Source organism: Mesorhizobium sp. M1066 (genome assembly GCF_040318635.1).
In the GTDB taxonomy this organism is placed as follows: domain Bacteria; phylum Pseudomonadota; class Alphaproteobacteria; order Rhizobiales; family Rhizobiaceae; genus Mesorhizobium.
The window spans coordinates 1-24,895 of sequence record NZ_JAMYMR010000049.1 but is presented as its reverse complement, the minus strand read 5'-3'; the positions used below and the strand labels follow the sequence as shown (position 1 = coordinate 24,895).

Genomic DNA, 24,895 nt, shown 5'->3' with positions numbered 1-24,895 from the left:
TCTCTTACACCGGCGTCAGCTTGCGCGCCGGCCGGTTGACGATGATCAGGCCGGCGGCAATCGGGCCAAGTGCCAGGAAAATGCGCATGGTCAGCGGCTCATTCAAGAACATGGCGCCGCACAAAACGCCGAAAACCGGCGACAGGAAGGTGAAACTGGACAGGCCTGATGCCGGATAGCGCCGCAGCAGCCAGAACACAGCACATAGGTGAAGGCGACGATGTAGACAGCCTGGAAAAGCAGCGCCAAAGTCGGCAGCACGGTCGGATCGCGAACGGCCGGGCCGGCGAGAGGCAGCACCAAGACGCCTACGATCGCTGCCCCGGCGAGCTGGTAAAGCAGAAGCTTCTCGGCGTTCGCCTCGACCAGCTTCGACCGCTTGATGAGGATGTTGGTCAAAGCCCAGAAGAATCCGGAGCCGAGGCTCAGCAGATCGCCGAACAGCATGTCTCCGCCGCCGCCGAGCTTGTCGGAAAACACTGCGGCAAGACCGGCAAACGCCAGCAGCAGGCCGAGGAATTTTCTCAACGTGATCTGCTCGCCGAGGAGGAAATGGCCGCCGAGCAGCATCCAGAACGGCATCGTGTTGACCAGCAGCGTGTTGCGGGCAACGGTCGTATGCTCCAGGCCGACATAAAGGCAAAGGAACTCGATGCCGAAAAGCGCGCCCACCGCGATGCCGGCGAGCAAGGTCCCGTCGCGCGTGAAAAGCGCGATGCCGCGCCACCGGCACCAGGCAAAGACACACAGGCCGCCGATGATCGAGCGCGCGATCGATAGGAAAACCGGATCATAGCCAGCGTAGGAGATCTTGGCGGCGACGTAATTCAGCCCCCAGGAAAAGGTCAGCCCGACCATGATGGCGGCGGCGGCCATGTCGACCGTGTCGCGGCGATCAAGCGTATCGGTGGCGAGCCCGTCGGTGGCGCCGCTCACGATCAGTCCTCCGCGCTGGCGTCGTCGAAGCCGATCAGGTTCCAGCTCTGTCGCATGTGCGGCGGCATTGGCGCGGTGACATCGATGACGCCCTTGTCGGGATGCGGAATGATGATGCGGCGCGCATGCAGATGCAGGCGGTTTTGAATGCCGCCGGGAAAGTCCCAGTTGGTGTCGGCCTCGAAATATTTCGGATCGCCCAGGATCGGACAGCCGATGTGGGCGGCATGAACGCGAAGCTGGTGGGTGCGGCCCGTATAAGGCTCCATCTCCAGCCAGGTCATCGTCTGCGCCGCCTGCTCGATGATGCGGTAGTAGGACACGGCGTGGTCGGCGCCCTTTTCGCCGTGCGCGGCGACACGCACGCGGTCACCGTCCGGCGTCGGCTCCTTGATCAGCCAGGTCGAGATCTTGTCCTCGCGCTTGGGCGGCACGCCCTTGACCAGCGCCCAATAGGTCTTCTTGGTCTCGCGGGCGCGAAACGCTTCCGAGAGCTTCATGGCGGCCAGCCGGCTGCGGGCGACGACCAGCACGCCCGAGGTGTCGCGGTCGAGCCTGTGAACCAGCCTGGGCTTCTCGCCCTTCTGGTTGCGCCAGGCCTCCAGCATGTCGTCGACATTGCGGGTGACGCCCGAGCCACCCTGCACCGCAAGGCCAGCCGGCTTGTTGAAGACGAAAACCTTAGGGTCTTCATGGATCAGCATCTTGGCGAGAACATCGGCATCGCCCTGGTTGCGGATCGAGTGGCCGGTCAGCGCACTCTCGCCCTTCTTGTCGACCTCGAGCGGTGGGACGCGAACCATCTGGCCGGGCTCGACACGGGTGTCCGCCTTGACCCGACCGCCGTCGACACGGATCTGGCCGGAGCGCAGAAGCTTCTGCAAATGGCCGAAACCAAGGCCCGGGAAATGGGTCTTGAACCAGCGGTCGAGCCGCATGCCCGCCTCGCCGGCCTCCACCGTGATCTGTTCAACGCCTGCCATTTTTTTTGTCGCTTATCCGTTTCCCGAGCGAAGCTCGGCCTGTTCTTGGCGCGGCAATAGCACTAAGGCAGGCTTCTTGCGAGCCAAAGTCCCAGAAACAGGGCGATAATGGCGCCAATGACGCTGGCAAGGGCATAAGCCAGTGCAGGCAGCGTGGCTCCCCGCTCCCACAGCGTCGCGAAATCGAGCGAAAAGGCGGAGAAGGTGGTGAAGCCGCCAAGAATGCCGGTAGCAACGAACAGCCTGACCTCGTTCGATCCGCCACGGCGCATCATGGAGGCGATGAACAGCCCCATGGCGAAGGAGCCGATGACGTTGATGGCCATCGTGCCCCAGGGATAGTTTGGGCCGACAAGGCGCAACGCGCCGATGTTGGTGAGGTGACGAATTCCGGCACCGATGCCGCCACCGACCACGACAAGAAGCAGATTGAACATGACCGTTTACTGCCCCCACAGGGCTGCCCGGTCAATCCCTCGCTGTGGGCGCAACCGCCGGATCAGCCGAGCTCGTCACCACTCAGGCGTTGCCCATCCCGGATATTTTTTCCTGAACTCGTTATAGAGGTCATCGATCTCCGTTTTGCCGATTGGGCGCACCTGTTCGTAGAGGTAGCCCTTGACGTCGCCGGACAGCTGGTACGCCGCGGTGCGCCTGTATGCTGCGCCGATGCCTTTGCCCTCGACAATGTATTGGTCCGGTATCGAGACGCAGAGCTGCGCGCCCGGCTGCAGATGGATAACGGGCGGGTCGGTCACGACAACGTATTTGGACTTCAACGTCGCCGGTCTGAACCGATCGCGACTATCGACCTGACAAGCCCACTCGATGCGAGGGTAAAGGTCCTTGTCCATTTCATACAGCAATGAATCGCTCATCATCCCGCTGGATGCAAATACCGACAACCGGTCCTCAGGTCCCATCTTTCCAAGAAGGTCATGGATAAGGCGCCTGTATTCTGGAAGATTGTCGAGGTGCAGCGGGAGCGTGGCTTCCCTGGCAAAGACGTAGCTGATCGGTGACAGCATCTGGCGGCCAGTCGGGAAAAAAGTACCGAAAAACGCCAGCCCGGCGGCAACGGCTATCGCGGCGTTCGACCATCGCGATCTCAGTGCCGGCATCGAAACGATCGCAACGATTGCCTGGGCGTAGGCAGGAAAGAGCCAAAGAAACATTGGCACCGAATGATGGCGATCCGGATCCTGCATGCGAGTGAAGAGGACGAAGGTGAGTGCCGAAGCAACGGCACAGAACAGGGAAAATCTGTTTCGGCGTATGATGGAGATGTAAAGGCCAAATAGGATCAACAGCCAGTTCACATAGCTGAGCCGGGATCCCACCTGGACAATCTGCGAAACGAAGTCCGTCTTGTATCCGCTGTAAAGATCGCCATAGCTGGTTCCCAGTATCTTGAGGATCAAGGATTGCTGGAAGGTCAGCGCGGCTCCGACAACCACGAGGATCGCACACAGGCTCCCGACGGCGGCATTGCGGAGTGCCGGAAAGTCCCGGTCTTTCGCGACCTGCAGAAAACAGAAGAAGGCTGCGGAAATTCCGACCCCGATGACGGGATAGGCGTACCAGCGGCGCAGCACGAATGCCAACCACAGGCATACGCCGACACGTATTCCGCTGATCACCGGTTCATGGGTCAGGAACCTCGATTTCCAGAGAAAATAGGTTGCCGCGCAAAGCGCGAGACAGCCGGCAATGTCAGGCAACCCACGGAGCGTCGCCGCCCAGAAGGGCGTGTAGAGAAAGGCCGCAATCCATACGGTGAGCCAGCTTCGGCATGAAGATGTTCCGGTCGCCGCCTCCAGATAGCTTATTCTGCCGATGAGAAGAGCGGTCGGGACCAGATAAACAGCGACTGTTCCGGCGATGTAGGAAAACCTCGAATCGCCAAAAATGATGTGAAACGGCATCAGCGGCACCAGGATCGCCGCACTGTAGTCATCCGTGGCTATCGAGGTTCTCAGGTGGCTGAGCCATTCGAGAGGGCTTTGAACCAAGAGCGTGCCTTGCCGGCTGAACGTGTCGAAATAGGCAGCGAAGTCCCAGTAATAGACAGGCTGTTCAAGCCCTACATAGGTGAGAGCAAGAGCAACTCCCAGCAGAGCGGTGCACACATAGGTCGTTGCCCAAAATCCGAGAGATCTGTTCTTCGTCACTTGAAGCCGCCAGGAGGAGAGAGGCAGAACTGTCAAAGTCAGCCCGGGGCCGCCGTTCATGCAGCCAGGAGCCGTTCCGGCGCATGAGCGGCCACAAGGATGGGCCAAATCTCACATGCGGAGCACCCAAATGCCGCCCGCAGCGCCGGTTTTCTAAAGCTCAGGTCGTCCCGGCATTTTTCGGCTTGGTCGAACCGATCATCTTCCAGTTCTTGTAGAACATGGAATTGATGCGCTCGACACTGACCGAGACGATGGCGAGCATGCCCGCGATGAGGCGGGGAACCGGAGACGGACGGATGATGTCCATGAACACGCAGTAGCGGCGGCCGTCATACTCGTTGACCGAGCGATGCAGCAGCGTGTCGTCGAATATGAACAGCGGATTGTCGTACCAGTAATTCTTGACGTTCCCGCATTCGACGAAAATCTCCGACTTCACCGGGATCAGATTGTAGAGAATGCGCAGGCTGAGCCGCAGCGGGCCGAAATGCCAGGACGTCGATTCGCGCTTGCTGAAGACGGAAACGGCTATGGTCTTGATGTATTTGAAATCCTTGTTGAACTCGGCGACATTATCGATCCTGTGCTTGCCGTACCACTGGTAGACATACATGCCGCGCCGGCCGGCGCCGAAATTGGCGTCGATGTCGGCAATGATCTCATCCTTGCGCGCTTTGAAGATGTCCAGGACCTCGTTGACCTCGCGCTGGTAGTCGGCGGGAAACTGCTCCAGCTTCCAGACGCCCGGATTTCTGTAGCACAAGAGGTCGACCAGCAGATTGAACGGCGAAAGCAGCCAGGTGAACAGGCCGTTGCCGAGAAAATAGCCTGAGAACAGCGACAGATCCTTGCGGTCGTTGCGCAGCACGTCGATCAGGCCGCAGATGATGAAGATCGTCGTCAGGATGGGAATGAAATAGAAGCCAAGGGCGAGAAGCGGGATGGCAATGGCGAACTTGCGAAGGGATTTGCGAAGGGTTTTTGTCATTTTTCCACGCGCGAAGCGCGATCCTGTTGCGAATGAGGTGCCCAAATCAAGGCAACGGCCACCGCCCGGCCGTGCGCCTTGATAAGGTTTTTTGGGTTACCACACAACGGCCCTGCTATCGTGGCCGGCTGGCTGCCTGGTGGATCTGGTCAATGGCCTCACGCAAGCCGGCTATTCCCGCTCCTTGCGCAGCTTCGCCCAATAGTCGAGCCGCTTCCTGATATCGCGCTCGAAGCCGCGCTCGGGCGGATCATAGAAGGTCTGGCGGCCCATCTTCTCCGGAAAATAATCCTGCCCGGAAAAGGCGTCCGGCTCGTCATGGTCGTAACGATAGCCGGCGCCGTAATCCTCCTCTTTCATCAGCTTTGTCGGCGCGTTGAGGATGTGCTTGGGCGGCAGCAGCGAGCCGTGTTCCTTGGCGGCCCGCGTGGCGGCCTTGAAAGCATTGTAGACGGCGTTGGATTTGGGCGCGGTGGCGAGATAGACGGTGGCCTCGGCAAAGGCGAGTTCACCTTCGGGCGAGCCAAGATAGTCGTAGGCATCCTTGGCGGCATTGGCGACGACAAGCGCCTGCGGGTCGGCAAGGCCGATGTCTTCCATGGCCATGCGCACCAGCCGGCGGCCTAGATAGAGTGGATCCTCGCCCGCATCGAACATGCGTGCGAGATAGTAGAGAGCCGCGTCAGGGTCTGAACCGCGTACCGATTTGTGCAGCGCCGAGATCAGATTGTAATGGCCGTCCTGGCCCTTGTCGTAGATCGGCGCGCGGCGCTGGACGATGCGCTGCAGTCCCTCGGGATCGAAGACCTCGCCGGGTTTGGCTGCCCGCCAGACTTCTTCCGCGAGCGTCAGCGAGGCCCGGCCGTCGCCATCGCTCATGCGGATGAGCATGGCCCGCGCCTCGTCGTCGAGCGGCAGCGCCCTGCCCTCGGTCTCCTCCGCCCGCACCATCAGCTTGGCGATGCTCTCCTCGCCAAGCGAGTGGAAGACCAGAACGCGGGCGCGTGACAACAAAGCGGCATTCAGTTCGAAGGACGGGTTTTCGGTCGTGGCGCCAACCAGCACGACTGTCCCGTCCTCCATGACCGGGAGAAAGCTGTCTTGCTGGGCACGGTTGAAGCGATGGATCTCGTCGACGAACAGCAAGGTCTGGCGGCCATTGGTGCGGCGCAATTTGGCCGCTTCGAACACCTTTTTCAGGTCGGCAACGCCGGAAAAGACAGCCGATATCTGCTCGAAGGCCAGGCTGGTTTCGCCGGCAAGCAGGCGCGCTACGGTGGTCTTGCCGGTGCCGGGCGGCCCCCAGAAGATCATCGAGCCGAGCGAGCCGGAACCGATCAATCGGGTCAGCGCGCCGTCAGGGCCGGTCAGATGCTCCTGGCCGACGACCTCGCCAAGGTTTCTCGGCCGCAGCCTGTCGGCCAGCGGCCGCCCGGGCGGGGTCTTTTCCGGTTCATCGACGCTGAACAGATCGGCCATGCACTTCTTTTTCGTTGGAGCATGAGCCCGAATGCACGGAGCCCAGCCCTAATAACGCAACACCTGACGCATTATCTGCCCGCCGCGCTCGACGGTAAAGCGCCACCAGCGCGTATCCGTCTTGGCCGCCAGTTCCAGGGTCGCCGCGGTATCGATGGTGGTGCCGTTCACCTCACGCACGATGTCGCCCGGCTGGAAGCCGAAATCGGCGGCCGGAGAATCGCGGTTGATGTCGACCACGGTGACGCCCTTGATGTCCGTGCGCAGGCCAAGCCGCTGCGCGAGCCGGGGCGACAGCTCCGCGACCTTGGCGCCCGAAAACGGGCTGCGGCCATGCAGCGTCACCTCGGCAGCCTTCATGCCTTCCGGAGCACGCTCCAGCGCTATATCCATCGCCGCTTGCTGGCCCTTGGTCAAAACCGCGAAATTGGCGGTGGTGCCGATCGACAGCGTCGCCATCCGGTAGTCCAGCGCTTCGATGCTCTCGACCGGCTTGCCGTTGAGCTGCAGCACCACGTCGCCGGGCTTGAGCCCTGCCTTGGCGGCCGGACCGGTCGCTTCGACCGACGAGACCAGCGCACCGGTCGGCTTCTCCATGCCGAGTGATTCGGCGATCTGCGGCGTCACCGCTTCGAACTCGGCGCCGACATAGGGCCGCTCGAAGAAGTCGAGCCCGGCCTTGGCGGCGTCGGCAAAGGCGCGAACCATGTTCGAGGGAATGGCGAAGCCAATGCCGATCGAACCACCACCGCGACTGTAGATGGCGGTGTTGATGCCGACCAGCTGGCCGCCCATGTTGATCAGCGCGCCGCCGGAATTGCCAGGATTGATGGCGGCGTCGGTCTGGATGAAGAAGCTGGAATCGGAGACGCCGATATGGCTGCGGGCCAGTGCCGAGACGATGCCGCTGGTGGTGGTCTGGCCGACGCCGAAGGGGTTGCCGATGGCCAGCAGCAGATCACCGACCTCGAGCGCGTCGGAATCGCCGATGGCAATGATCGGAAACGGCTTGTCCGAGGTGATCTTGAGCACGGCGAGGTCGAGTGTATCGTCCTTGAGCAGCACCTTGCTGTCGAACTCGCGTCCGTCCGCCGTCGCCACCTTGACCCGGTCGGCATCCTTGATGACGTGGTAATTGGTGACCACGACGCCGGTCGGATCGACCAGCACGCCGGAGCCGAGCGACGACTGTGCGCGCGGCTGCGAGCGGCCGAAAAATTCCTCGAAGAAGGGATCGCCGTCGAAAGGCGATGTTACCTTGGCGGTCTGCGAGGCATAGACGTTGACCACGGCGGGCGCCGTCTGCTTGACCAGCGGCGCAAACGACAGCTGCACCTCCTCGCGACCGAACGGCACGCGCTTGTCGGGACCAGCCGTGGCGTTTTCGCCTTCCACGCCATGCAGCAGGTCGGTCAGCACATCGGACAGGCCGGGATCCGTCTTGGTATCCTCGGCCAATGCTTGCCTGACCACCGGTGCGGCCGCAAACGCCATGACGGCGAAAAGCAGAACAAAGGGCAGTCTTCTGGCGCGCATTCGCGAATCCTCCAAGGCAAGTTCGGGGGCATTGTCCCGACGATTGTGCAAAATGAAAGGCTAAGCCGCTGAAATCCGACTATTTTGGGCAGCAAAACACCTATAGGTCGACCTGGAACTGAAAATCCTGGTGGACCACATGACAAAACACCTCCTGTCATTCCGTGACTTTTTGAAGACCGGCTCTTTGGGGCCTGTTTCTCCTTCTCTGAAGATGATCGACCTCGCCAGTGTGCTAGGTCCGCCTGATGGCTGGATCACAGAACATGCCGAAACAATTCCGGTCTACTGGACTTTCGGAAAGCTCGAAGTTTCCTTTGATGAAGATGCACCTCATCGGATGAACTGGTTTCAGATCGAGGAAGCAGGCTATCTCGAAGGGGATTTTGAGATTCTCACCGATCGCCTTGTGCTCTCATTGGATGGGTTTCGTGGAGACACGAAGCCTTCGGAATTCCTGGCTGCCGGCCTTTGGGCTCCAGAGGAGGCAGCAGTGTTCTACGCCGCCGTGAGCGACGATATCTTGCTGAACATCTGCGCGGGTCCCATCCAGATTCATTTCCGAGTCGATACGGACTTCATCGAGGACGGGGACGCTAGAGCGGTTCGCATTTAGGTTGACTTGTAGCCTGCGCTTTCGATGTAGTTGTTGCATTCGTTTGGGGTGACGTCGTCGAGGGTGCTGGCGATGGCGTTGTGTACGGCCTCGATGCTTCGTTTGGCGGCACGTCGCATGCAGTGCTTGAGCTTGGCGAACAGCTTCTCGATTGGATTGAGGTCTGGGCTGTAGGGCGGCAGGAAGAAGAGCCTTGCGCCAGCAGCCCTGACGATATCGCGGACGGCTTGGCCCTTGTGAGAACCGAGATTGTCGAGAATGACGATGTCGCCCGGCTTCAGTGTTTTGATGAGTTCGGTTTCGACATAGACGCGAAAGGCCTGCGCATTGATGGGGCCGTCAATGACCCAAGGCGCCTCCACCCGATCATGCCGCAGCGCCGCGATGAAGGTCATCGTCTTCCAATGGCCATATGGCGCGTGGGCCATCAGTCGCTTGCCGCGCACACCCCAGCCACGCAACGGTGCCATGTTGGTCTTGACCCATGTTTCATCCAGAAAGACCAGGCGCGTAGGATCAATACGGGTCTGGTAGCGCATCCATTGCGCACGCCGGCGCATCAGCTTTGGCTTGAGCTGCTCGGCCGGCAGAACGGTTTTTTTTGAAGCTCTTGCCTTCGCGATGCAAAAAGCGACCGACGCTCGCAGGATGAATGGTGAGACCACGTTCAGCCAGTGCCGCCGTCAATTGATGAAGCGTTATGTTGGCATCTCGCTCGACCTCGCCCAGCACGAAGGCACGGTGCTTCCCGTCGATCAGATAGGGCCGATGACCGCCCATCTTGCCGGGCGCCGCACTGCCTAACCGACGCTTGCGCGCCGCCCACTTGATCACGCTCGACACTGCCACCTTCAGCGCCGCAGCTACCTCGTAGCTCGTCTCGCCCTCTTCAAGGCGCGCCAGCGCCCGCTCCCGTAGATCCATCGAATAAGGCTTCGCCATCAGTCCCGACCTCCAACGGTCAAAACATCGAATCTGATTTGCTCAATCTTGGGAATCCTGATTCAGCTAAAACGCGAACCGCTCTAAAAGATATCTGGCCGGATCCACAGTGTTGCAATTGGTCAGCGATATCGATCGCCGCACCACTCTCGACAGCATCTATTCCTATCCTCAGCCGGCGTTCGAAGAGATCCCTGGCGCTTTCGATTGGAACCTGCTGAGCGGTCGCGACTACCTGACGCTCGCTCGATAAACGAAAGACACCGGCAACAAAAAGGGGCCCGCAGGCCCCTTTGAACTCTTTTGGAAAAAAACCGAGCCTTATGCGGCTGCGGCATCCGCGTCGGCACCTTCGGCTTCGATGCGAGCGCGGTCGCCGGCGCCCTTGGCCGAGACGTCACGATCGACGAACTCGATGACAGCCATGGCGGCGTTGTCACCGTGACGGAAGCCCGCCTTCATGATGCGCAGATAGCCGCCATTGCGGTTGGCGTAGCGCGGCGCGATGGTATCGAACAGACGCTTGACGACGCCTTCATTGCCGATCTGGGCAATGACCTGGCGGCGGGCGTGCAGGTCGCCACGCTTGCCGAGCGTCACCAGCTTCTCGACGATCGGACGCAAATCCTTCGCCTTCGGCAAGGTCGTGACGATCTGCTCGTGCTCAAGCAGCGACACGGCGAGGTTGGCGAACATCGACTTGCGATGGCTAATGCTTCGGGCGAAGCGGCGGCCTTTGAAACCGTGGCGCATGGCTCTTTTCCTTCTTCAGTTGTTCAAGAGGCCGCGGCCTCTGATGGTTTTCCGCATGACCGTCGGATCGAGCGGCCAACGCCGCCGATCCTTGGAATTCATGCTCAATATTGGTCTTCGTAACGCTTAGCGAGGTCTTCGATGTTTTCCGGCGGCCAGTCCGGCACTTCCATGCCGAGGTGCAGGCCCATCGCCGCCAGGACTTCCTTGATCTCGTTCAACGACTTGCGGCCGAAGTTCGGGGTGCGCAGCATCTCGGCTTCGGTCTTCTGGATCAGGTCGCCGATATAGACGATGTTGTCGTTCTTCAGGCAGTTGGCCGAACGCACCGAAAGCTCGAGCTCGTCGACCTTCTTGAGCAGCGCCGGGTTGAAGGCGAGCTCCGTGACGGCCTCGGCAGCGACTTCCTTCTGCGGCTCGTCGAAGTTGACGAACAGGCCGAGCTGGTCCTGCAGGATGCGGGCGGCGAAAGCCACTGCGTCCTCGCCGGTGATCGAACCGTCGGTCTCGATCGTCATGGTCAGCTTGTCATAGTCGAGAACCTGGCCCTCGCGGGTGTTTTCGACCTTGTAGGAGACCTTCTTGACCGGCGAATAAAGGCTGTCGACCGGGATCAGGCCGATCGGCGCGTCTTCGGCGCGGTTGCGGTCGGCCGGCACGTAACCCTTGCCGGTGTCGACGGTGAATTCCATGCGGATTTCAGCGCCTTCGTCCAGCGTGCAGATGACGTGGTCGGGGTTGAGGATCTCGACGTCGCCAACCGTCTGGATGTCGCCGGCAAGAACCGCACCTGGTCCCTGCTTGCGAACGACCATGCGCTTGGGACCATCGCCTTCCATGCGGATGGCGATTTCCTTGATGTTGAGGACGATATCGGTCACGTCCTCGCGCACACCGGCGATGGACGAGAATTCATGCAGGACGCCGTCGATCTGCACGGCGGTAACAGCCGCACCGCGCAGCGAAGACAGAAGCACGCGGCGCAGCGCGTTGCCCAGCGTCAGGCCAAAGCCACGCTCGAGAGGCTCGGCGACCAGCGTGGTCAGCGTCTTCTTCTTCGACGAGAACTCGATCTTGTTCGGCTTGATCAGTTCCTGCCAATTTTTCTGGATCATGATGCTTTCCTTCCGTTGACCCGCCACCATCCAATCGTGGCGGGCGACCTGGAATGCCGCGGAGGAGCGCCCAAGGGCGCTCGCGCGGCGTTCGGTAAATGCTTAGACGCGACGCTTCTTGCGCGGGCGGCAGCCATTGTGCGGGATCGGCGTCACATCACGGATCGAGGTGATGGTGAAGCCGGCCGCCTGCAGGGCGCGCAGTGCCGATTCACGACCGGAGCCGGGTCCGCAGACCTCGACTTCGAGCATGCGCATGCCGTGTTCCTGGGCCTTCTTGGCAACATCCTCGGCAGCCATCTGGGCAGCGAACGGGGTCGACTTGCGCGAACCCTTGAAGCCCTGGGCACCGGCCGACGACCAGGCAATCGAATTGCCCTGCGCGTCGGTGATGGTGATCATCGTGTTGTTGAAGGTCGAATTGACGTGGGCAACGCCCGACGAGATGTTCTTGCGTTCGCGACGGCGAACACGAGCGGCTTCCTTGGCCATGATAGTCCTTTCAGTTGATCTCTACACCGCCGTAATGCCAGCGGCTCCACCTTCGTAAGGGAGTAGGGGAATAGGGCAGTAAGGGAGTAGGGAAAAGTGCGGCCCGATTGATGGGCATTCCCTATTGCCTTACTCCCCTACTCCCTTATTCCCCTAACAAATTACTTCTTCTTGCCGGCGATCGACTTGGCCGGGCCCTTGCGGGTGCGCGCATTGGTATGCGTGCGCTGGCCGCGGACCGGCAGCGAGCGGCGGTGACGCAGGCCGCGGTAGCAGCCGAGGTCCATGAGCCGCTTGATGTTCATCGAGACTTCGCGGCGCAGGTCGCCTTCGACCTGGTAATCGCGGTCGATGGTTTCGCGGATCTGCAGCACTTCCGCGTCGGTCAGCTGGTTGACGCGGCGCTCGGCCGGGATGCCGACCTTGTCGACGATCTCCTGGGCGAACCGCTTGCCAATGCCGTGAATGTACTGAAGCGCAATGACAACGCGCTTGTTGGTCGGAATGTTGACGCCGGCTATACGAGCCATGTTCTTCCCTTCTCCATGTGGGCCGGCCAATCCTCAAAAACAAGGCAGGCTCGGCGCTGTCTTAAGTTGCCCCGCGTCCGGTGGAGGCCGGCCCATGCGGGAGTTTCCAGTTCAATACGGCTGCCTTGCCCTTGCGGACAAGCAAAGCTCATGCCTGATAGGAAGACGGGCCGCCATACCGCAGCGAACCGCCTCCGTCAAGTGCAATCGTTAATTTCCCCGCGCTGCGTCCTTGAGCACCGCTTCGATCTGTTCCGTCACGGCGTCGATATCGGCCATGCCGTCGACACTGCGGAGCTTGCCCTTGGCATAATAGTAGCCAATCAGCGGCGACGTCTTCTTGTAGTATTCCCTCAAGCGCTCTTCGAACACGGTCGGGTTGTCGTCCTTGCGAACGGGAAGGCCGGCTGCCTGCGCCTCGTCGGCGCGCTTGACGATCCGGCCGACCAGGGCCTTGTCGTCGACCACGAGCTCAATGACGGCGTCGAGGGCCTGGGAGCGATCCAACAGCATCTGCTCGACCGCATCCGCCTGCACCAGGGTCCGCGGATAGCCGTCGAGGATGAATCCCTTGGCGCAGTCGGGCTGATCGATACGCTCGGCGACGATCGCGTTGACGATCGCGTCAGACACCAGTTCACCGGCATCCATCACCGCCTTGGCGCGCTTGCCGACTTCGGTGCCTGCCTGGACGGCAGCACGCAGCATGTCGCCCGTCGAGAGCTGGGGTATGCCGTGTTTTTCTACCAGTCTTTGTGCTTGCGTCCCCTTGCCCGCTCCTGGCGGCCCAAGCAATATCAACCTCATCTGGCTTTCTTCCCCCCGCGCAGCTTCGACTTCTTGATCAGGCCTTCATACTGGTGCGCGATCAGGTGGCCCTGAATCTGCGCAACCGTATCGAGCGTGACACTGACCACGATCAGAAGCGATGTGCCACCAAGGTAGAATGGTACGCCAGTCGCCGAGATCAGGAACTCCGGCAGCAGGCACACCAGCACCAGATAGATGGCGCCGACGACGGTGATGCGGGTGAGAACGTAATCGATGTAATCGGCGGTGCGCTCGCCCGGACGATAACCCGGGATGAAGCCTGAATGCTTCTTGAGCTGGTCGGCGGTGTCCTTCGGGTTGAAGACAATCGCTGTGTAGAAGAAGGCGAAGAACACGATCATCGCCGCGTAGAATGCCATGTAGAGCGGCTGGCCATGGCCGAGCGCGGCCAGGATGGTGCTTGCCCAGGCCGGCATGTTGGTCGTCTGCGAGAAGCCTGCGACGGTGGCCGGCAGCAACAGCAGCGACGAGGCGAAGATCGGCGGAATGACACCGGACGTGTTGAGCTTCAGCGGCAGATGCGAGGTATCGCCCTGGAACATGCGATTGCCAACCTGGCGCTTCGGATACTGGATCAGCAGGCGGCGCTGGGCGCGTTCGAAGAACACGATGAGCGCGATGACGACGATGGCCAGCACGATGATCGCCAGGATCAGGCCGGTCGACAGCGCGCCGGTACGGCCAAGCTCCAGCGTGCCGGAGATGGCGTGCGGCAGGCCGGCGACGATGCCGGAGAAGATGATCAGCGAAATGCCGTTGCCGATGCCGCGCGCGGTTATCTGCTCGCCCAGCCACATCAGGAACATGGTGCCGCCGACCAGCGTGACGACGGTCGAGATGCGGAAGAACATGCCGGGATCGCTGACGATGCCGTTGCCGCCTTCCAGACCGACAGAAATGCCATAGGCCTGAACCAGCGCAAGCAGCACGGTGCCGTAGCGCGTGTATTGGTTGATGACCTTGCGGCCCTGTTCGCCTTCCTTCTTCAGCGCTTCCAGTGACGGGATGACCGAGGTCATCAGCTGCATGATGATGGACGCGGAGATGTAAGGCATGATGCCGAGCGCAAAGATCGCCATGCGCTGCACGGCGCCGCCGGCGAACATGTTGAACATGCCGAGCACCCCCTTGCTCTGCGAAGAGAAGGCCTGGGCGAAGGCGTCGGGATTGATACCGGGAAGCGGGATGTAGGTGCCGAGGCGATAAACGAGCAGCGCGCCGATCGTGAACCAGATGCGCTTCTTCAAATCCTCCGCCTTGGCGAAGGCCGAGAAATTCAGATTCGAGGCTAATTGTTCAGCAGCCGAAGCCATGCCTGATTCTCCGCTTGGTAACGCTTGATGGCCCTGAGGTCAGGCGGCGCGTTTCACCGAAGCTCACGAGATAAGCTCCGGGCTCTAAACATGCAAGCGGCCGCGTTGACGCGGCCGCCTCATTGAGCAGATCAAAGCGCAATCGTGAGCAAAAACGGATCCCACTCTTGCCGATCGCGCTTCAAATTGCCGTTACTCGGCAGCTGCCTTTTCCTGCGGCAGCTTGACCGAACCGCCGGCCTTTTCGATCTTCTCGATCGCGGCCTTGGAGGCGCCGGCGACGTCAAAGGCGAGCTTCGCCTTGATCTCGCCATCCGAGAGGATGCGAACGCCGTCCTTGACGCGGCGGATGACGCCGGCGGCAACCAGCGATTCAGCCGTCACGGTCGCCTTGGCATCGAGCTTCTTGGCATCGATGGCCACCTGGATGCGGGCCAGCGACACGACGGTGAAGCTCTTGGCGAAGATGTTGTTGAAGCCACGCTTCGGCAGGCGCCGGTAAAGCGGCATCTGGCCACCCTCGAAGCCGTTGATGGCGACGCCGGAGCGCGCCTTCTGGCCCTTGACGCCGCGACCGCCGGTCTTGCCGGAGCCGGAGCCGATACCACGGCCGAGACGCTTCTTGGAGTGCGTCGCGCCGTCCTTGTCACGCAGATCGTTGAGTTTCATCTGAGTTCTCCTGCGCTCTGGCTCAGCCCTCGTCCACGACGCGGACGAGATGCTGGACGGCAGCGATCATGCCGCGCACGGAGGGCGTATCTTCCAGCGTGCGCTGCTTGTGCATCTTGTTGAGGCCGAGGCCGACCAGCGTCGCGCGCTGTTCCTTCGGACGGCGGATCGGCGAACCGATCTGCTCAACGGTGATGGTCTTGGTTGCTTTCTTGGCCATGGTCAAAATCCCTGGTCAGATCGACTATTCTTCAGCCGCAACGGCGGTGCCGCGGCGGGCCTGAAGGGTCGAATACTTGATGCCGCGAGCAGCAGCCACATCCTTGGGATGCATCTGGCTCTTCAGCGCGTCGAAGGTGGCGCGAACCATGTTGTAGGGGTTCGACGAACCCATCGACTTGGCGACCACGTCATGCATGCCGAGCGTCTCGAAGACAGCGCGCATCGGGCCGCCGGCGATGATGCCGGTACCTTGCTTGGCAGCGCGCAGCAGCACGCGTCCGGCGCCCCAGCGTCCTTCGACGTCATGGTGCAGCGTACGGCCCGAGCGCAGCGGCACGAAGATCATGTCGCGCTTGGCCGATTCAGTTGCCTTGCGGATAGCTTCCGGCACTTCGCGCGCCTTGCCGTGACCAAAGCCGACGCGGCCCTTCTGGTCGCCGACGACGACGAGTGCTGCAAAACCGAAGCGACGGCCGCCCTTGACGACCTTGGCGACGCGGTTGATGTGGACGAGCTTGTCCACCATGCCGTCATCGCGTTCTTCACGATCGCGGCCGCGGCCGCCATCCCTACGTTCCTGTGCCATATCCTGTTCCTTGTTTTTTTCCGGAAGCACGGTTGCTGATAAGATCCGGTGCCTCGCCCCGAATAAATCGGGAAACGGTCACCGGGGGCGAAATCAATTCCTTCGCATAATCCCTATCCGAAAAGTCTGCAACTTTTCGGGACTATGCTTAGAAGCTCAAGCCACCTTCGCGGGCAGCCTCGGCGAGCGCCTTGACGCGGCCGTGATAGATGTAGGCGCCGCGGTCGAAGACGACTTCCTTGACGCCGGCCTTGGTGGCGCGCTCGGCGATCAGCTTGCCGATCGCGGTCGCGGCGGCGGTGTCGGCGCCGGTCTTGAGCGAACCCTTGAGGTCCTTCTCGAGCGTCGAAGCGGCAGCGATGGTGTGGCCCTTGGCGTCGTCGATGACCTGCACGTAGATGTTCTTCGACGTGCGGTGGACCGACAGACGCGGGCGCTCGCCGGCGACCTTCTTGATCTGACGACGGACGCGCTGCGCGCGGCGCTGCGTGGATTCCTTGGTACCCATGATGGTCTTCCTTGCCTTCAAAAAACGGGGGCCGCCATATGCGGTAGGCGAAAGCGCCTCCCGCGACCGCTCCCCGCGGCGTTACACTTCCTGGCTTGGCCTTTTCCGAAAAGTCTTCAACCTCTCGAGGCCAGGCCCACTACTTCTTCTTGCCTTCCTTGCGGACGATCTTCTCGCCAGCATAGCGGACGCCCTTGCCCTTGTAGGGCTCCGGACCACGATACTCGCGGATCTCGGCCGCAACCTGGCCGACCTGCTGCTTGTCGATGCCGGCCACGGTGATTTCAGTCGGCTTCGGCACCGTGATGGTGATGCCCTGCGGCGTCTCATAGACGACGTCATGGCTGAAGCCAAGCGCCAGCTGCAGGTTCTTGCCCTGAAGTGCCGCGCGATAGCCAACGCCGGTGATCTCGAGCTTCTTCTCGAAACCGTCCTTGACGCCCTGCAGGATGTTGACGATCTGCGTGCGCGACATGCCCCACTTGGAGCGGGCGGTCTTGGTCTGGTCGCGCGGCTGGACAGCGATCTCGCTGCCTTCCATCTTGACCAGCACTTCGTCGTTTACCACGAACTTCAGCTCACCCTTGGGGCCCTTCGCCGTCACGGTCTGGCCGTTGACGGTCGCGGTCACGCCCTGCGGCAGCGAAACGGGTTTCTTTCCAATACGAGACATTTTGTTGTCCTCGTCACTTCTCTTGTTTCAGGTCTCTGTCTTCGGGAACGATCCGAAGACCGGATTCCACTTTGCGGTCAACTGCCAGATCAGAAGATCTGGCAGAGGATCTCACCGCCGACGTTCTGTTCACGTGCTTCATGGTCGGCCATCACGCCCTTCGGTGTCGAAAGGATGGCGATGCCGAGGCCGTTGGCGACCTGCGGGATCGACTTGGCCGAAACATAGACGCGGCGGCCTGGCTTCGAGACGCGGGCGATTTCGCGCACGACCGGCGCGCCGTCGAAATACTTCAGCTCGATCTCGATTTCGGACTTGCCGTTGTCGAAGTCGGTCTGGCTGTAATCGCGGATATAGCCTTCAGCCTTCAGCACGTCGAGGACGCGGGTGCGCAGACGCGAAGCCGGCGTCGAAACGCTCGACTTCTTGCGGCCATACGCGTTGCGGATGCGGGTCAGCATATCGCCGAGAGGATCGCTCAATGACATGTTATGTCCTCCTTACCAGCTCGACTTGACCAGGCCCGGGATCTGGCCGTTATTGCCGAGATCACGAAGCGCGATGCGCGATACTTTGAGCTTGCGATAGTAGGCGCGCGGACGGCCGGTGACTTCGCAGCGGTTGCGGATGCGGATCTTGGCCGAGTTGCGCGGCATGGCGGCAAGCTTCAGCTGAGCGCGGAAGCGCTCTTCCATCGGCTTGGACTGATCCATGATGATCGCCTTGAGCGCAGCCCGCTTGGGACCGTACTGGTCGGCAAGCTTGCGGCGCCTGTTGTTCTTCTCGACTGAGCTGGTCTTTGCCATTTCAGATTTTTTCCTTTTCTCGCTGCCGTTACTGGCGGAAGGGGAAGTTGAAGGCCTTGAGCAACGCCCTGGCTTCGTCGTCCGTCTTCGCAGTCGTACAAACGATGACGTCCATGCCCCAGATCTGATCAACCTTGTCGTAGTTGATCTCCGGGAACACGATGTGTTCCTTGATGCCCATGGCGTAGTTGCCACGGCCATCGAAGCTCTTCGGATTCAGTCCGCGAAAGTCGCGGACGCGCGGCAGTGCGATGTTCACGAGGCGGTCGAGGAACTCGTACATGCGTTCCTTGCGCAACGTGACCTTGGCACCGATCGGCATCTTCTCGCGGACCTTGAAGCCGGCGATCGAATTGCGGGCGCGGGTGACGACGGCCTTCTGGCCGGCGATCATCGCCAGGTCTTCGGCCGCGATCGAAGGCTTCTTCGAATCGGCGGTCGCTTCGCCAACGCCCATGTTCAGCACGATCTTGTCGATGCGCGGAACCTGCATCTCGTTGTCGTAGCCGAACTGTTCCTGCAGCGCCTTGCGGATGGTCTCGTTGTAGACCTGCTTGAGGCGCGGCGTGTTCTGAGCCTTGGACTGTTTGCTTTCAGCCTTGGGCTTCGTGGTTTGAGCCTTAGCCATTGATGACTTCTCCCGAGCGCTTGGCGACGCGCACCTTCTTGCCGTCCTTCTGGAAGATGAAGCCGACGCGGGTCGGCTTGCCATCCTTGGGGTCGGCCAGCGCGATGTTCGACAACTGGATCGGCGCTTCCTTGGTGATGATCCCGCCCTCTTGGGACTGGGACTGCTTCTGGTGACGACGGATCATGTTGACGCCGCGCACCAGCGCGGTGTCTTCCTTCGGCTGCACCGAGAGGACTTCGCCCGAACGGCCCTTGTCCTTGCCGGCCAGCACGACGACCTTGTCGCCTTTTCTAATCTTTTGCATTGGTCCGGCTCCTTACAGCACTTCAGGCGCGAGCGAGATGATCTTCATGTGGTTCTTGGCGCGGAGTTCGCGCGGAACCGGTCCGAAGATACGCGTGCCGATCGGCTCTTTCTTGTTGTCGACGAGAACGGCCGCGTTCTTGTCGAAACGGATCACGCTGCCGTCCGGGCGGCGGATGTCCTTGGCCGTGCGAACCACGACCGCCTTCATCACATCGCCCTTCTTCACGCGGCCGCGCGGAATGGCTTCCTTGATCGACACCACGATGATGTCGCCCACGGAAGCGTATTTCCGCTTCGAGCCGCCCAGCACCTTGATGCACATGACACGACGGGCGCCGGAATTATCCGCGACGTCGAGGTTTGTTTGCATCTGAATCATGACTGGCCGCCTTCTTCTCTTCTAACGGGATGGGCTCAAAGCCCCTCCCCGGTCTGTCCAAAATTCGTTGTTTACGCCCGAGGTCAGGCTTGGTCCGAAGACACGACGATCCAGCGCTTGTCCTTGGAAATCGGCTTCGATTCCTGGATGAACACCTGATCGCCTACCTTGTGGGCGTTGTTCTCGTCGTGCGCCTTGTACTTCTTGGTCATGCGCACGGTCTTCTTCATCACGGGATGCGTGAAGCGCCGTTCGACCTTGACGACAACCGTCTTCTCGTTCTTGTCGCTGACGACGGTGCCCTGCAGAATGCGCTTTGGCATGGTTTTCGTCCTTAAGCCTTCTTAGCCGCGGACTTTTCCGCAGCGATGGTCTTGATACGCGCAATATCCTTACGGACCTGTCTCACGCGCGCGGTCTTCTCGAGCTGGCCGGTGGCCTTCTGGAAGCGCAGGTTGAACTGCTCCTTCTTCAGGCTCGCCAGGTCGTCGGTCAGCTGGTCCTGGGTCTTGGTCCGGATGTCTTCGGCTTTCATGATCAGCCCGTCCTTATTCTGCGATGCGCTGCACGAAGCGCGTCTTGACCGAGAGCTTGGCCGCGCCGAGACGCAGTGCCTCACGGGCGGTTTCTTCATTGACGCCGTCGATCTCGAACATGATACGGCCCGGCTTGACGCGCGCCGCCCAGTAGTCGACCGCACCCTTGCCCTTACCCATGCGGACTTCGGTCGGCTTCGAAGTGACCGGCACGTCCGGGAAAATACGGATCCAGACGCGACCAGCGCGCTTCATTTCACGCGTGATCGCGCGGCGGGCCGCCTCGATCTCACGTGCGGTGACGCGGTTCGGCTCAAGCGCCTTCAGCCCGAAACCACCGAAATCCAGGTTGGTGCCGCCCTTTGCGGTACCATGGATACGGCCCTTGAACTGCTTGCGGAACTTTGTGCGCTTTGGCTGCAGCATCGTTCTAACTCCAAATTCCTAAATGTCTCAGGCGTTTTCGCGACGACGACCGCGTTCGCGATCACCACCACCGCCATGCGCTGCATCGCTTTCGCTGGCCCGACGCTCCGAAGCCATCGGGTCATGCTCAAGGATTTCGCCCTTGAACACCCAGACCTTGACGCCGCAGATGCCATAAGCCGTGTGCGCTTCGGCCGTACCGTAGTCGACGTCCGCACGCAGCGTATGCAGCGGCACGCGGCCTTCGCGATACCATTCCATGCGCGCGATCTCGGCGCCGCCGAGGCGGCCGGCGCAGTTGATGCGGATGCCTTCGGCACCGAGGCGCATCGCCGATTGAACGGCACGCTTCATGGCGCGGCGGAACGCGATACGACGCTCGAGCTGCTGGGCGATCGACTGGGCGACCAGGGTCGCGTCGATCTCCGGCTTGCGCACTTCAACGATGTTGAGGTGCGTCTCGGACTTCGTCATCTCCATCAGCTTCTTGCGAAGCTTCTCGATGTCGGCGCCCTTCTTGCCGATGATCAGACCCGGGCGCGCGGCGTGGATGGTGACGCGGCACTTCTTGTGCGGACGCTCGATCACGACCTTCGAGATGGCAGCCTGCTTGAGCTCCTTCTCGAGATACTTGCGGATCTTGATGTCCTCATGCAGCAGCTTGCCGTACTCGCCGGTGTTCGCGAACCAGCGCGAATCCCAGGTGCGGTTGATGCCGAGGCGAAGACCGATCGGATTGACTTTCTGGCCCATTATGCGGCCTCCCCTTTTTCTTCGACTTCACGAACGACGATCGTGAGGTGCGAGAACGGCTTCTCGATACGGCTGGCGCGACCGCGACCACGGGCATGGAACCGCTTCATGACGATCGACTTGCCGACATAGGCTTCCGCCACGATCAGTGCATCGACATCCAGGTCGTGGTTGTTTTCCGCGTTGGCGATTGCCGATTCCAGCGTCTTCTTGACCGTGCCGGAAATCCGCTTGGCCGAGAATTCGAGATCGGAAAGCGCTGTCGCGACCTTCTTGCCGCGGATCAGCGCGGCAACGAGGTTGAGCTTCTGCGGGCTGATACGGATCGTGCGCAATACGGCGCGCGCTTCGTTATCAGCAAGCCTGCGCGGAGCTTTGGCCTTGCCCATGATTATTTCCTCTTCGCCTTCTTATCCGCGCCGTGACCGTAATAGGTCCGGGTCGGAGCGAATTCACCGAACTTGTGACCGACCATGTCCTCGTTCACCGAAACGGGAACATGCTTCTGGCCGTTGTAGACACCGAAGGTGAAGCCGACGAACTGCGGCAGGATGGTGGAGCGACGGCTCCACATCTTGATCACCTCATTGCGACCACCTTCACGAACCTTGTCCACCTTCTTGAGAAGGTAGCCGTCAATGAAGGGGCCTTTCCAAATCGAACGAGTCACTTGGCGTTACCTCTTCTTAGCTCTTGCGCTGATGGCGCGAGCGCAGGATGAACTTGTCGGTCGCCTTGTTGGACCGCGTCTTCTTGCCCTTGGTCGGCTTGCCCCAGGGCGAAACCGGATGGCGGCCACCCGAGGTGCGGCCTTCGCCGCCGCCGTGCGGATGGTCGACCGGGTTCATGGTCACGCCGCGATTGTGCGGGCGCTTGCCACGCCAAACCGTGCGACCGGCCTTGCCGTCATTGATATTGCCGTGGTCCGGATTGGACACGGCGCCGACAGTGGCCATGCAGGAGCCGTGAACGACACGCTGCTCGCCCGAGTTGAGGCGCAGGATCGCCATGCCCTGGTCACGACCGACCAGCTGGCCATAACCACCTGCCGAACGGGCGACCTGAGCGCCCTTACCCGGCTTCAGCTCGATGTTGTGGACGATGGTGCCGACCGGCATCGAAGCCAGCGGCATCGCATTGCCCGGCTTCACGTCGACCGCTTCACCGGACACGATCTTGTCGCCGGGAGCCAGACGCTGCGGAGCGATGATGTAGGACAGCTCGCCATCGTCATACTTGATCAGCGCGATGAAGGCGGTGCGGTTCGGATCGTACTCAATGCGCTCGACCGTGCCGACGACGTCGAACTTGCGGCGCTTGAAGTCGATGATGCGGTACGAACGCTTGTGACCACCGCCGATGAAGCGGGCGGTGATGCGACCATGATTGTTGCGGCCGCCCGACTTGGTCAGGCCTTCGGTCAGACCCTTGACGGGCTTGCCCTTGTAGAGGCCCGAGCGGTCGACGATGACCAGCTGACGTGTGCTGGGCGTTACCGGGTTGAATTTTTTCAGTGCCATTGTTCTGTCCTCGCGGCCTTGCTCAGAGACCCGTCGCGACGTCGATCGACTGACCATCGGCCAGCGTCACAACCGCCTTCTTGACGTCGCTCTGGCGGCCAACCGTGCCACGGAAGCGCTTGATCTTGCCCTTGCGGACAAGCGTGTTCACGGCCATCACCTTGACGCCGAACAGCGCTTCGACGGCGGCCTTGATTTCCGGCTTCGACGCCTTCTTGGCGACGTTGAAGACGACCTTGTTCTGCTCGGAGGCCATGGTCGACTTTTCGGTGATCGCCGGCGAGACGATCACGTCGTAATGACGAAGGTCGGTCATTTAAAACGCTCCTCGAGAGCCTCGACGGCGGCCTTCGAAAGGACCAGCGTGCCGCGGCGCAGAATGTCGTAGACGTTGATGCCCTGGATGGGCAGCACGTCGATGTTGGGGATGTTCGTCGCCGCCAGCTTGAAGTTCTTGTCAAGCTCGGCGCCGCCGATCAGCAAAGCGTTGGTCAGGCCCAGCGTCGCGAAATTCGCGATCAGCGCCTTCGTCTTGGCCTCGGTCAGCTTCAGCTCGTCGATGATGATGATCGACGCGCTCTTGGCCTTGGCCGAGAGAGCATGCTTGAGGCCGAGAGCACGAACCTTCTTCGGCAGTTCGTGCTCGTGGCTGCGAACGACCGGGCCGTGGGCCTTGCCGCCGCCGCGGAACTGCGGAGCGCGTGCCGAATGGTGACGGGCGCGGCCCGTACCCTTCTGCTTGTACATCTTGGCGCCGGTGCGCGCGATCTCGGCGCGACCCTTGGTCTTGTGCGTGCCCTGCTGCTTCTTGGCAAGCTGCCAGCGCACGACGCGCTGCAGGATGTCTTCGCGCGGATCAAGGCCGAAAATCTCGTCGGAGAGTTCCACCTTGCCGGCGTCCTTGCCGCCCAGCGTTGTGATCTTGAGATCCATTATTCCGCTCCCTCTGTGGCCGGAGCCTCGTTCTTGGCGCCACTTTCGGCAGCAACGGCGCGGATCGCGGCAGGCTTCGGCGCATTGGCCGGCAGTGCCACCTTGGCCGCATCGCGGACCAGGATCCAGGCGCCCTTCGATCCGGGAACCGCACCGCGGATCAGGATCAGGCCGCGGTCGGCGTCGGTCGATACGATCTCGACATTCTGCGTGGTGACGCGGGTGTCGCCCATGTGGCCAGCCATATGCTTGCCCTTGAACACCTTGCCCGGGTCCTGGCGCTGGCCGGTCGAACCGTGCGTACGGTGCGAAACCGAGTTACCGTGCGTCGCACGGCCACCGCCCATGTGGTGGCGCTTGATGACGCCCTGAAAACCCTTGCCGATCGTCGTGCCCGTCACATCGACCTTCTGGCCGGCGACGAAGTGCTCGACGGTGATCTCCGCGCCGACATCGATCATGTTGTCGGCGGAGACGCGGAACTCGGCGACCTTCGCCTTCGGCTCGACGGAAGCGGTCGCGAAATGGCCGCGCATCGCCTTCGACGTGTTCTTCACCTTGGCAAGGCCAACGCCGAGCTGAACGGCGGTGTAGCCATTCTTCTCTTGCGTGCGCTGGGCCACGACCTGGCAGTTCTCCATCAGGAGAACGGTGACGGGAACATGTTCCCCGGCATCGTTGTAGATGCGGGTCATTCCCACCTTCTTTGCAATCACACCTGAACGCATCGGTTCAATTCCTTTAGAGTTCCGGGCCAGGGGCACCGCCCCTTACCGCGCTCTCATTCCCTTAGAGCTTGATCTCGACGTCGACGCCGGCGGCCAGATCGAGCTTCATCAAAGCATCGACCGTCTGCGGGGTCGGATCGACGATGTCGAGCAGACGCTTGTGCGTGCGCATCTCGAACTGCTCGCGGCTCTTCTTGTCGACGTGAGGCGACCGGTTGACCGTGAACTTTTCGATCCGCGTCGGCAGCGGAATGGGGCCGCGGACGTTTGCACCGGTACGCTTGGCCGTCGACACGATTTCCTTCGTCGAGGCGTCGAGCACGCGGTGGTCAAACGCCTTAAGGCGGATGCGGATATTCTGTCCGTTCATGCGTCACTTCCTTGTTCTGGCGCGGCGCGGGCAACTCCCGCGCCCGCGACAGATCGGTTTAAGTCCAAATTACTCTTTGATGGTGACGACGATGCCGGCACCGACGGTGCGGCCGCCTTCACGGATGGCGAAGCGCAGCTTCTCTTCCATGGCGATCGGCA

At 61.2% G+C, this 24,895-nt stretch carries 37 protein-coding genes and 1 pseudogene; 2 read left to right on the top strand and 36 right to left on the bottom strand.

Annotated elements, in window-relative coordinates:
• Nucleotides 1-4: 4 nt before the first annotated feature.
• The 7 genes and pseudogenes from NKH52_RS31810 to NKH52_RS31780 form a co-directional block, all read right to left on the bottom strand.
• Nucleotides 5-876: pseudogene (locus NKH52_RS31810) on the bottom strand (DMT family transporter).
• A 62-nt stretch (nucleotides 877-938) separates the two neighbouring features.
• Nucleotides 939-1,919 (bottom strand): RluA family pseudouridine synthase, encoded by a 981-nt coding sequence (locus tag NKH52_RS31805; protein ID WP_023812076.1) that lies wholly within the window; start codon nucleotides 1,917-1,919, stop codon nucleotides 939-941.
• A gap of 62 nt (nucleotides 1,920-1,981) precedes the next feature.
• On the bottom strand, nucleotides 1,982-2,356 hold the full coding sequence (gene crcB / locus NKH52_RS31800; RefSeq protein WP_352728818.1) for a fluoride efflux transporter CrcB: 375 nt from the start codon (nucleotides 2,354-2,356) through the stop codon (nucleotides 1,982-1,984).
• Nucleotides 2,357-2,431: 75 nt separating this feature from the next.
• Nucleotides 2,432-4,090, bottom strand: coding sequence for a hypothetical protein (locus NKH52_RS31795; protein ID WP_352728819.1), 1,659 nt, complete (start codon nucleotides 4,088-4,090; stop codon nucleotides 2,432-2,434).
• A gap of 160 nt (nucleotides 4,091-4,250) precedes the next feature.
• A complete protein-coding gene (locus tag NKH52_RS31790; RefSeq protein WP_127295791.1) occupies nucleotides 4,251-5,081 on the bottom strand; it encodes an aspartyl/asparaginyl beta-hydroxylase domain-containing protein in 831 nt (276 codons plus the stop codon).
• A gap of 171 nt (nucleotides 5,082-5,252) precedes the next feature.
• Entirely contained in the window at nucleotides 5,253-6,560 is a 1,308-nt protein-coding gene (locus NKH52_RS31785; RefSeq protein ID WP_352728821.1) for a replication-associated recombination protein A, read from the bottom strand.
• Between the two features lie 48 nt (nucleotides 6,561-6,608).
• On the bottom strand, nucleotides 6,609-8,096 hold the full coding sequence (locus tag NKH52_RS31780) for a Do family serine endopeptidase (protein WP_352728822.1): 1,488 nt from the start codon (nucleotides 8,094-8,096) through the stop codon (nucleotides 6,609-6,611).
• Between the two features lie 139 nt (nucleotides 8,097-8,235).
• On the opposite strand from NKH52_RS31780, the gene NKH52_RS31775 reads away from it, so the two are divergent.
• Nucleotides 8,236-8,712 carry a hypothetical protein gene (locus NKH52_RS31775; protein ID WP_352728823.1) on the top strand — a complete coding sequence of 159 codons (477 nt, stop codon included), beginning with the start codon at nucleotides 8,236-8,238 and terminating at the stop codon, nucleotides 8,710-8,712.
• Here the strand turns inward: NKH52_RS31775 and NKH52_RS31770 are convergent.
• Nucleotides 8,709-9,654, bottom strand: a protein-coding gene (locus tag NKH52_RS31770) for an IS630 family transposase (protein ID WP_352665152.1) whose coding sequence is annotated in 2 segments (ribosomal slippage) — nucleotides 8,709-9,314 and nucleotides 9,316-9,654 — 945 coding nt in all. Because the reading frame shifts where the segments join, the coding sequence is not laid out codon by codon here. The two genes, NKH52_RS31775 and NKH52_RS31770, sit on opposite strands and share 4 nt — an antisense overlap.
• A gap of 112 nt (nucleotides 9,655-9,766) precedes the next feature.
• On the opposite strand from NKH52_RS31770, the gene NKH52_RS31765 reads away from it, so the two are divergent.
• Nucleotides 9,767-9,907 carry a hypothetical protein gene (locus NKH52_RS31765; protein WP_352728825.1) on the top strand — a complete coding sequence of 47 codons (141 nt, stop codon included), beginning with the start codon at nucleotides 9,767-9,769 and terminating at the stop codon, nucleotides 9,905-9,907.
• A gap of 68 nt (nucleotides 9,908-9,975) precedes the next feature.
• On the opposite strand, the gene rplQ is transcribed toward NKH52_RS31765, so the two are convergent.
• From rplQ to NKH52_RS31625, 28 genes are all read right to left on the bottom strand, one after another.
• Nucleotides 9,976-10,407: a 50S ribosomal protein L17 gene (gene rplQ / locus NKH52_RS31760; RefSeq protein ID WP_027038732.1), complete on the bottom strand. Its 432-nt coding sequence runs from the start codon at nucleotides 10,405-10,407 to the stop codon at nucleotides 9,976-9,978.
• Between the two features lie 104 nt (nucleotides 10,408-10,511).
• Nucleotides 10,512-11,522, bottom strand: a complete 1,011-nt coding sequence (locus NKH52_RS31755; protein ID WP_013531438.1) for a DNA-directed RNA polymerase subunit alpha — start codon at nucleotides 11,520-11,522, stop codon at nucleotides 10,512-10,514.
• Nucleotides 11,523-11,624: 102 nt separating this feature from the next.
• Entirely contained in the window at nucleotides 11,625-12,014 is a 390-nt protein-coding gene (rpsK, locus tag NKH52_RS31750) for a 30S ribosomal protein S11 (RefSeq protein WP_006205444.1), read from the bottom strand.
• Between the two features lie 161 nt (nucleotides 12,015-12,175).
• Nucleotides 12,176-12,544: a 30S ribosomal protein S13 gene (gene rpsM / locus NKH52_RS31745; RefSeq protein WP_013531437.1), complete on the bottom strand. Its 369-nt coding sequence runs from the start codon at nucleotides 12,542-12,544 to the stop codon at nucleotides 12,176-12,178.
• A 210-nt stretch (nucleotides 12,545-12,754) separates the two neighbouring features.
• Nucleotides 12,755-13,351 carry an adenylate kinase gene (locus NKH52_RS31740; RefSeq protein WP_352728828.1) on the bottom strand — a complete coding sequence of 199 codons (597 nt, stop codon included), beginning with the start codon at nucleotides 13,349-13,351 and terminating at the stop codon, nucleotides 12,755-12,757.
• Complete coding sequence (secY, locus tag NKH52_RS31735; RefSeq protein ID WP_352728830.1) at nucleotides 13,348-14,688, bottom strand: preprotein translocase subunit SecY; 1,341 nt, start codon at nucleotides 14,686-14,688, stop codon at nucleotides 13,348-13,350. Before secY ends, NKH52_RS31740 begins: the two co-directional genes overlap by 4 nt.
• A gap of 192 nt (nucleotides 14,689-14,880) precedes the next feature.
• Nucleotides 14,881-15,357 (bottom strand): 50S ribosomal protein L15, encoded by a 477-nt coding sequence (gene rplO, locus NKH52_RS31730; protein WP_013531434.1) that lies wholly within the window; start codon nucleotides 15,355-15,357, stop codon nucleotides 14,881-14,883.
• Nucleotides 15,358-15,379: 22 nt separating this feature from the next.
• The gene (gene rpmD / locus NKH52_RS31725) at nucleotides 15,380-15,577 is read right to left on the bottom strand and encodes a 50S ribosomal protein L30 (RefSeq protein ID WP_006205449.1); all 198 of its coding nucleotides are present in this window, start codon (nucleotides 15,575-15,577) and stop codon (nucleotides 15,380-15,382) included.
• A gap of 24 nt (nucleotides 15,578-15,601) precedes the next feature.
• Complete coding sequence (rpsE, locus tag NKH52_RS31720) at nucleotides 15,602-16,165, bottom strand: 30S ribosomal protein S5 (protein WP_006333394.1); 564 nt, start codon at nucleotides 16,163-16,165, stop codon at nucleotides 15,602-15,604.
• Between the two features lie 148 nt (nucleotides 16,166-16,313).
• Entirely contained in the window at nucleotides 16,314-16,673 is a 360-nt protein-coding gene (rplR, locus tag NKH52_RS31715) for a 50S ribosomal protein L18 (RefSeq protein WP_023812084.1), read from the bottom strand.
• Nucleotides 16,674-16,812: 139 nt separating this feature from the next.
• Nucleotides 16,813-17,346, bottom strand: coding sequence for a 50S ribosomal protein L6 (gene rplF / locus NKH52_RS31710; RefSeq protein WP_013531432.1), 534 nt, complete (start codon nucleotides 17,344-17,346; stop codon nucleotides 16,813-16,815).
• A gap of 89 nt (nucleotides 17,347-17,435) precedes the next feature.
• Complete coding sequence (gene rpsH, locus NKH52_RS31705; protein WP_013531431.1) at nucleotides 17,436-17,834, bottom strand: 30S ribosomal protein S8; 399 nt, start codon at nucleotides 17,832-17,834, stop codon at nucleotides 17,436-17,438.
• Between the two features lie 12 nt (nucleotides 17,835-17,846).
• Nucleotides 17,847-18,152 (bottom strand): 30S ribosomal protein S14, encoded by a 306-nt coding sequence (rpsN, locus tag NKH52_RS31700; RefSeq protein WP_013895695.1) that lies wholly within the window; start codon nucleotides 18,150-18,152, stop codon nucleotides 17,847-17,849.
• A gap of 28 nt (nucleotides 18,153-18,180) precedes the next feature.
• Nucleotides 18,181-18,780 (bottom strand): 50S ribosomal protein L5, encoded by a 600-nt coding sequence (gene rplE, locus NKH52_RS31695; RefSeq protein WP_013531429.1) that lies wholly within the window; start codon nucleotides 18,778-18,780, stop codon nucleotides 18,181-18,183.
• Complete coding sequence (gene rplX, locus NKH52_RS31690) at nucleotides 18,773-19,087, bottom strand: 50S ribosomal protein L24 (protein ID WP_013531428.1); 315 nt, start codon at nucleotides 19,085-19,087, stop codon at nucleotides 18,773-18,775. The genes rplE and rplX overlap by 8 nt, the downstream gene beginning before the upstream one ends.
• Before the next feature lie 12 nt (nucleotides 19,088-19,099).
• Nucleotides 19,100-19,468: a 50S ribosomal protein L14 gene (rplN, locus tag NKH52_RS31685; RefSeq protein ID WP_006205457.1), complete on the bottom strand. Its 369-nt coding sequence runs from the start codon at nucleotides 19,466-19,468 to the stop codon at nucleotides 19,100-19,102.
• Nucleotides 19,469-19,551: 83 nt separating this feature from the next.
• Nucleotides 19,552-19,791, bottom strand: a complete 240-nt coding sequence (rpsQ, locus tag NKH52_RS31680; protein ID WP_010909280.1) for a 30S ribosomal protein S17 — start codon at nucleotides 19,789-19,791, stop codon at nucleotides 19,552-19,554.
• A gap of 11 nt (nucleotides 19,792-19,802) precedes the next feature.
• Nucleotides 19,803-20,003 carry a 50S ribosomal protein L29 gene (rpmC, locus tag NKH52_RS31675; RefSeq protein WP_006205459.1) on the bottom strand — a complete coding sequence of 67 codons (201 nt, stop codon included), beginning with the start codon at nucleotides 20,001-20,003 and terminating at the stop codon, nucleotides 19,803-19,805.
• Between the two features lie 13 nt (nucleotides 20,004-20,016).
• Complete coding sequence (gene rplP, locus NKH52_RS31670; protein ID WP_013531427.1) at nucleotides 20,017-20,430, bottom strand: 50S ribosomal protein L16; 414 nt, start codon at nucleotides 20,428-20,430, stop codon at nucleotides 20,017-20,019.
• Nucleotides 20,431-20,457: 27 nt separating this feature from the next.
• Nucleotides 20,458-21,183: a 30S ribosomal protein S3 gene (gene rpsC / locus NKH52_RS31665; RefSeq protein ID WP_013531426.1), complete on the bottom strand. Its 726-nt coding sequence runs from the start codon at nucleotides 21,181-21,183 to the stop codon at nucleotides 20,458-20,460.
• Nucleotides 21,183-21,572, bottom strand: coding sequence for a 50S ribosomal protein L22 (gene rplV, locus NKH52_RS31660; RefSeq protein ID WP_006205462.1), 390 nt, complete (start codon nucleotides 21,570-21,572; stop codon nucleotides 21,183-21,185). The genes rpsC and rplV overlap by 1 nt, the downstream gene beginning before the upstream one ends.
• A gap of 2 nt (nucleotides 21,573-21,574) precedes the next feature.
• Nucleotides 21,575-21,853 carry a 30S ribosomal protein S19 gene (rpsS, locus tag NKH52_RS31655; RefSeq protein ID WP_006205463.1) on the bottom strand — a complete coding sequence of 93 codons (279 nt, stop codon included), beginning with the start codon at nucleotides 21,851-21,853 and terminating at the stop codon, nucleotides 21,575-21,577.
• A gap of 16 nt (nucleotides 21,854-21,869) precedes the next feature.
• Nucleotides 21,870-22,703 (bottom strand): 50S ribosomal protein L2, encoded by an 834-nt coding sequence (gene rplB / locus NKH52_RS31650; protein WP_027026960.1) that lies wholly within the window; start codon nucleotides 22,701-22,703, stop codon nucleotides 21,870-21,872.
• 22 nt (nucleotides 22,704-22,725) lie between these two features.
• The gene (locus tag NKH52_RS31645; RefSeq protein WP_013531424.1) at nucleotides 22,726-23,019 is read right to left on the bottom strand and encodes a 50S ribosomal protein L23; all 294 of its coding nucleotides are present in this window, start codon (nucleotides 23,017-23,019) and stop codon (nucleotides 22,726-22,728) included.
• Entirely contained in the window at nucleotides 23,016-23,636 is a 621-nt protein-coding gene (gene rplD, locus NKH52_RS31640; RefSeq protein ID WP_013531423.1) for a 50S ribosomal protein L4, read from the bottom strand. Before rplD ends, NKH52_RS31645 begins: the two co-directional genes overlap by 4 nt.
• Nucleotides 23,636-24,364 carry a 50S ribosomal protein L3 gene (gene rplC / locus NKH52_RS31635; RefSeq protein ID WP_013531422.1) on the bottom strand — a complete coding sequence of 243 codons (729 nt, stop codon included), beginning with the start codon at nucleotides 24,362-24,364 and terminating at the stop codon, nucleotides 23,636-23,638. The genes rplD and rplC overlap by 1 nt, the downstream gene beginning before the upstream one ends.
• A gap of 61 nt (nucleotides 24,365-24,425) precedes the next feature.
• On the bottom strand, nucleotides 24,426-24,734 hold the full coding sequence (gene rpsJ / locus NKH52_RS31630; RefSeq protein ID WP_010909272.1) for a 30S ribosomal protein S10: 309 nt from the start codon (nucleotides 24,732-24,734) through the stop codon (nucleotides 24,426-24,428).
• 69 nt (nucleotides 24,735-24,803) lie between these two features.
• The coding region (locus NKH52_RS31625; protein ID WP_023785181.1) for an EF-Tu C-terminal domain-related protein at nucleotides 24,804-24,895 on the bottom strand (92 nt) is incomplete at its 5' end.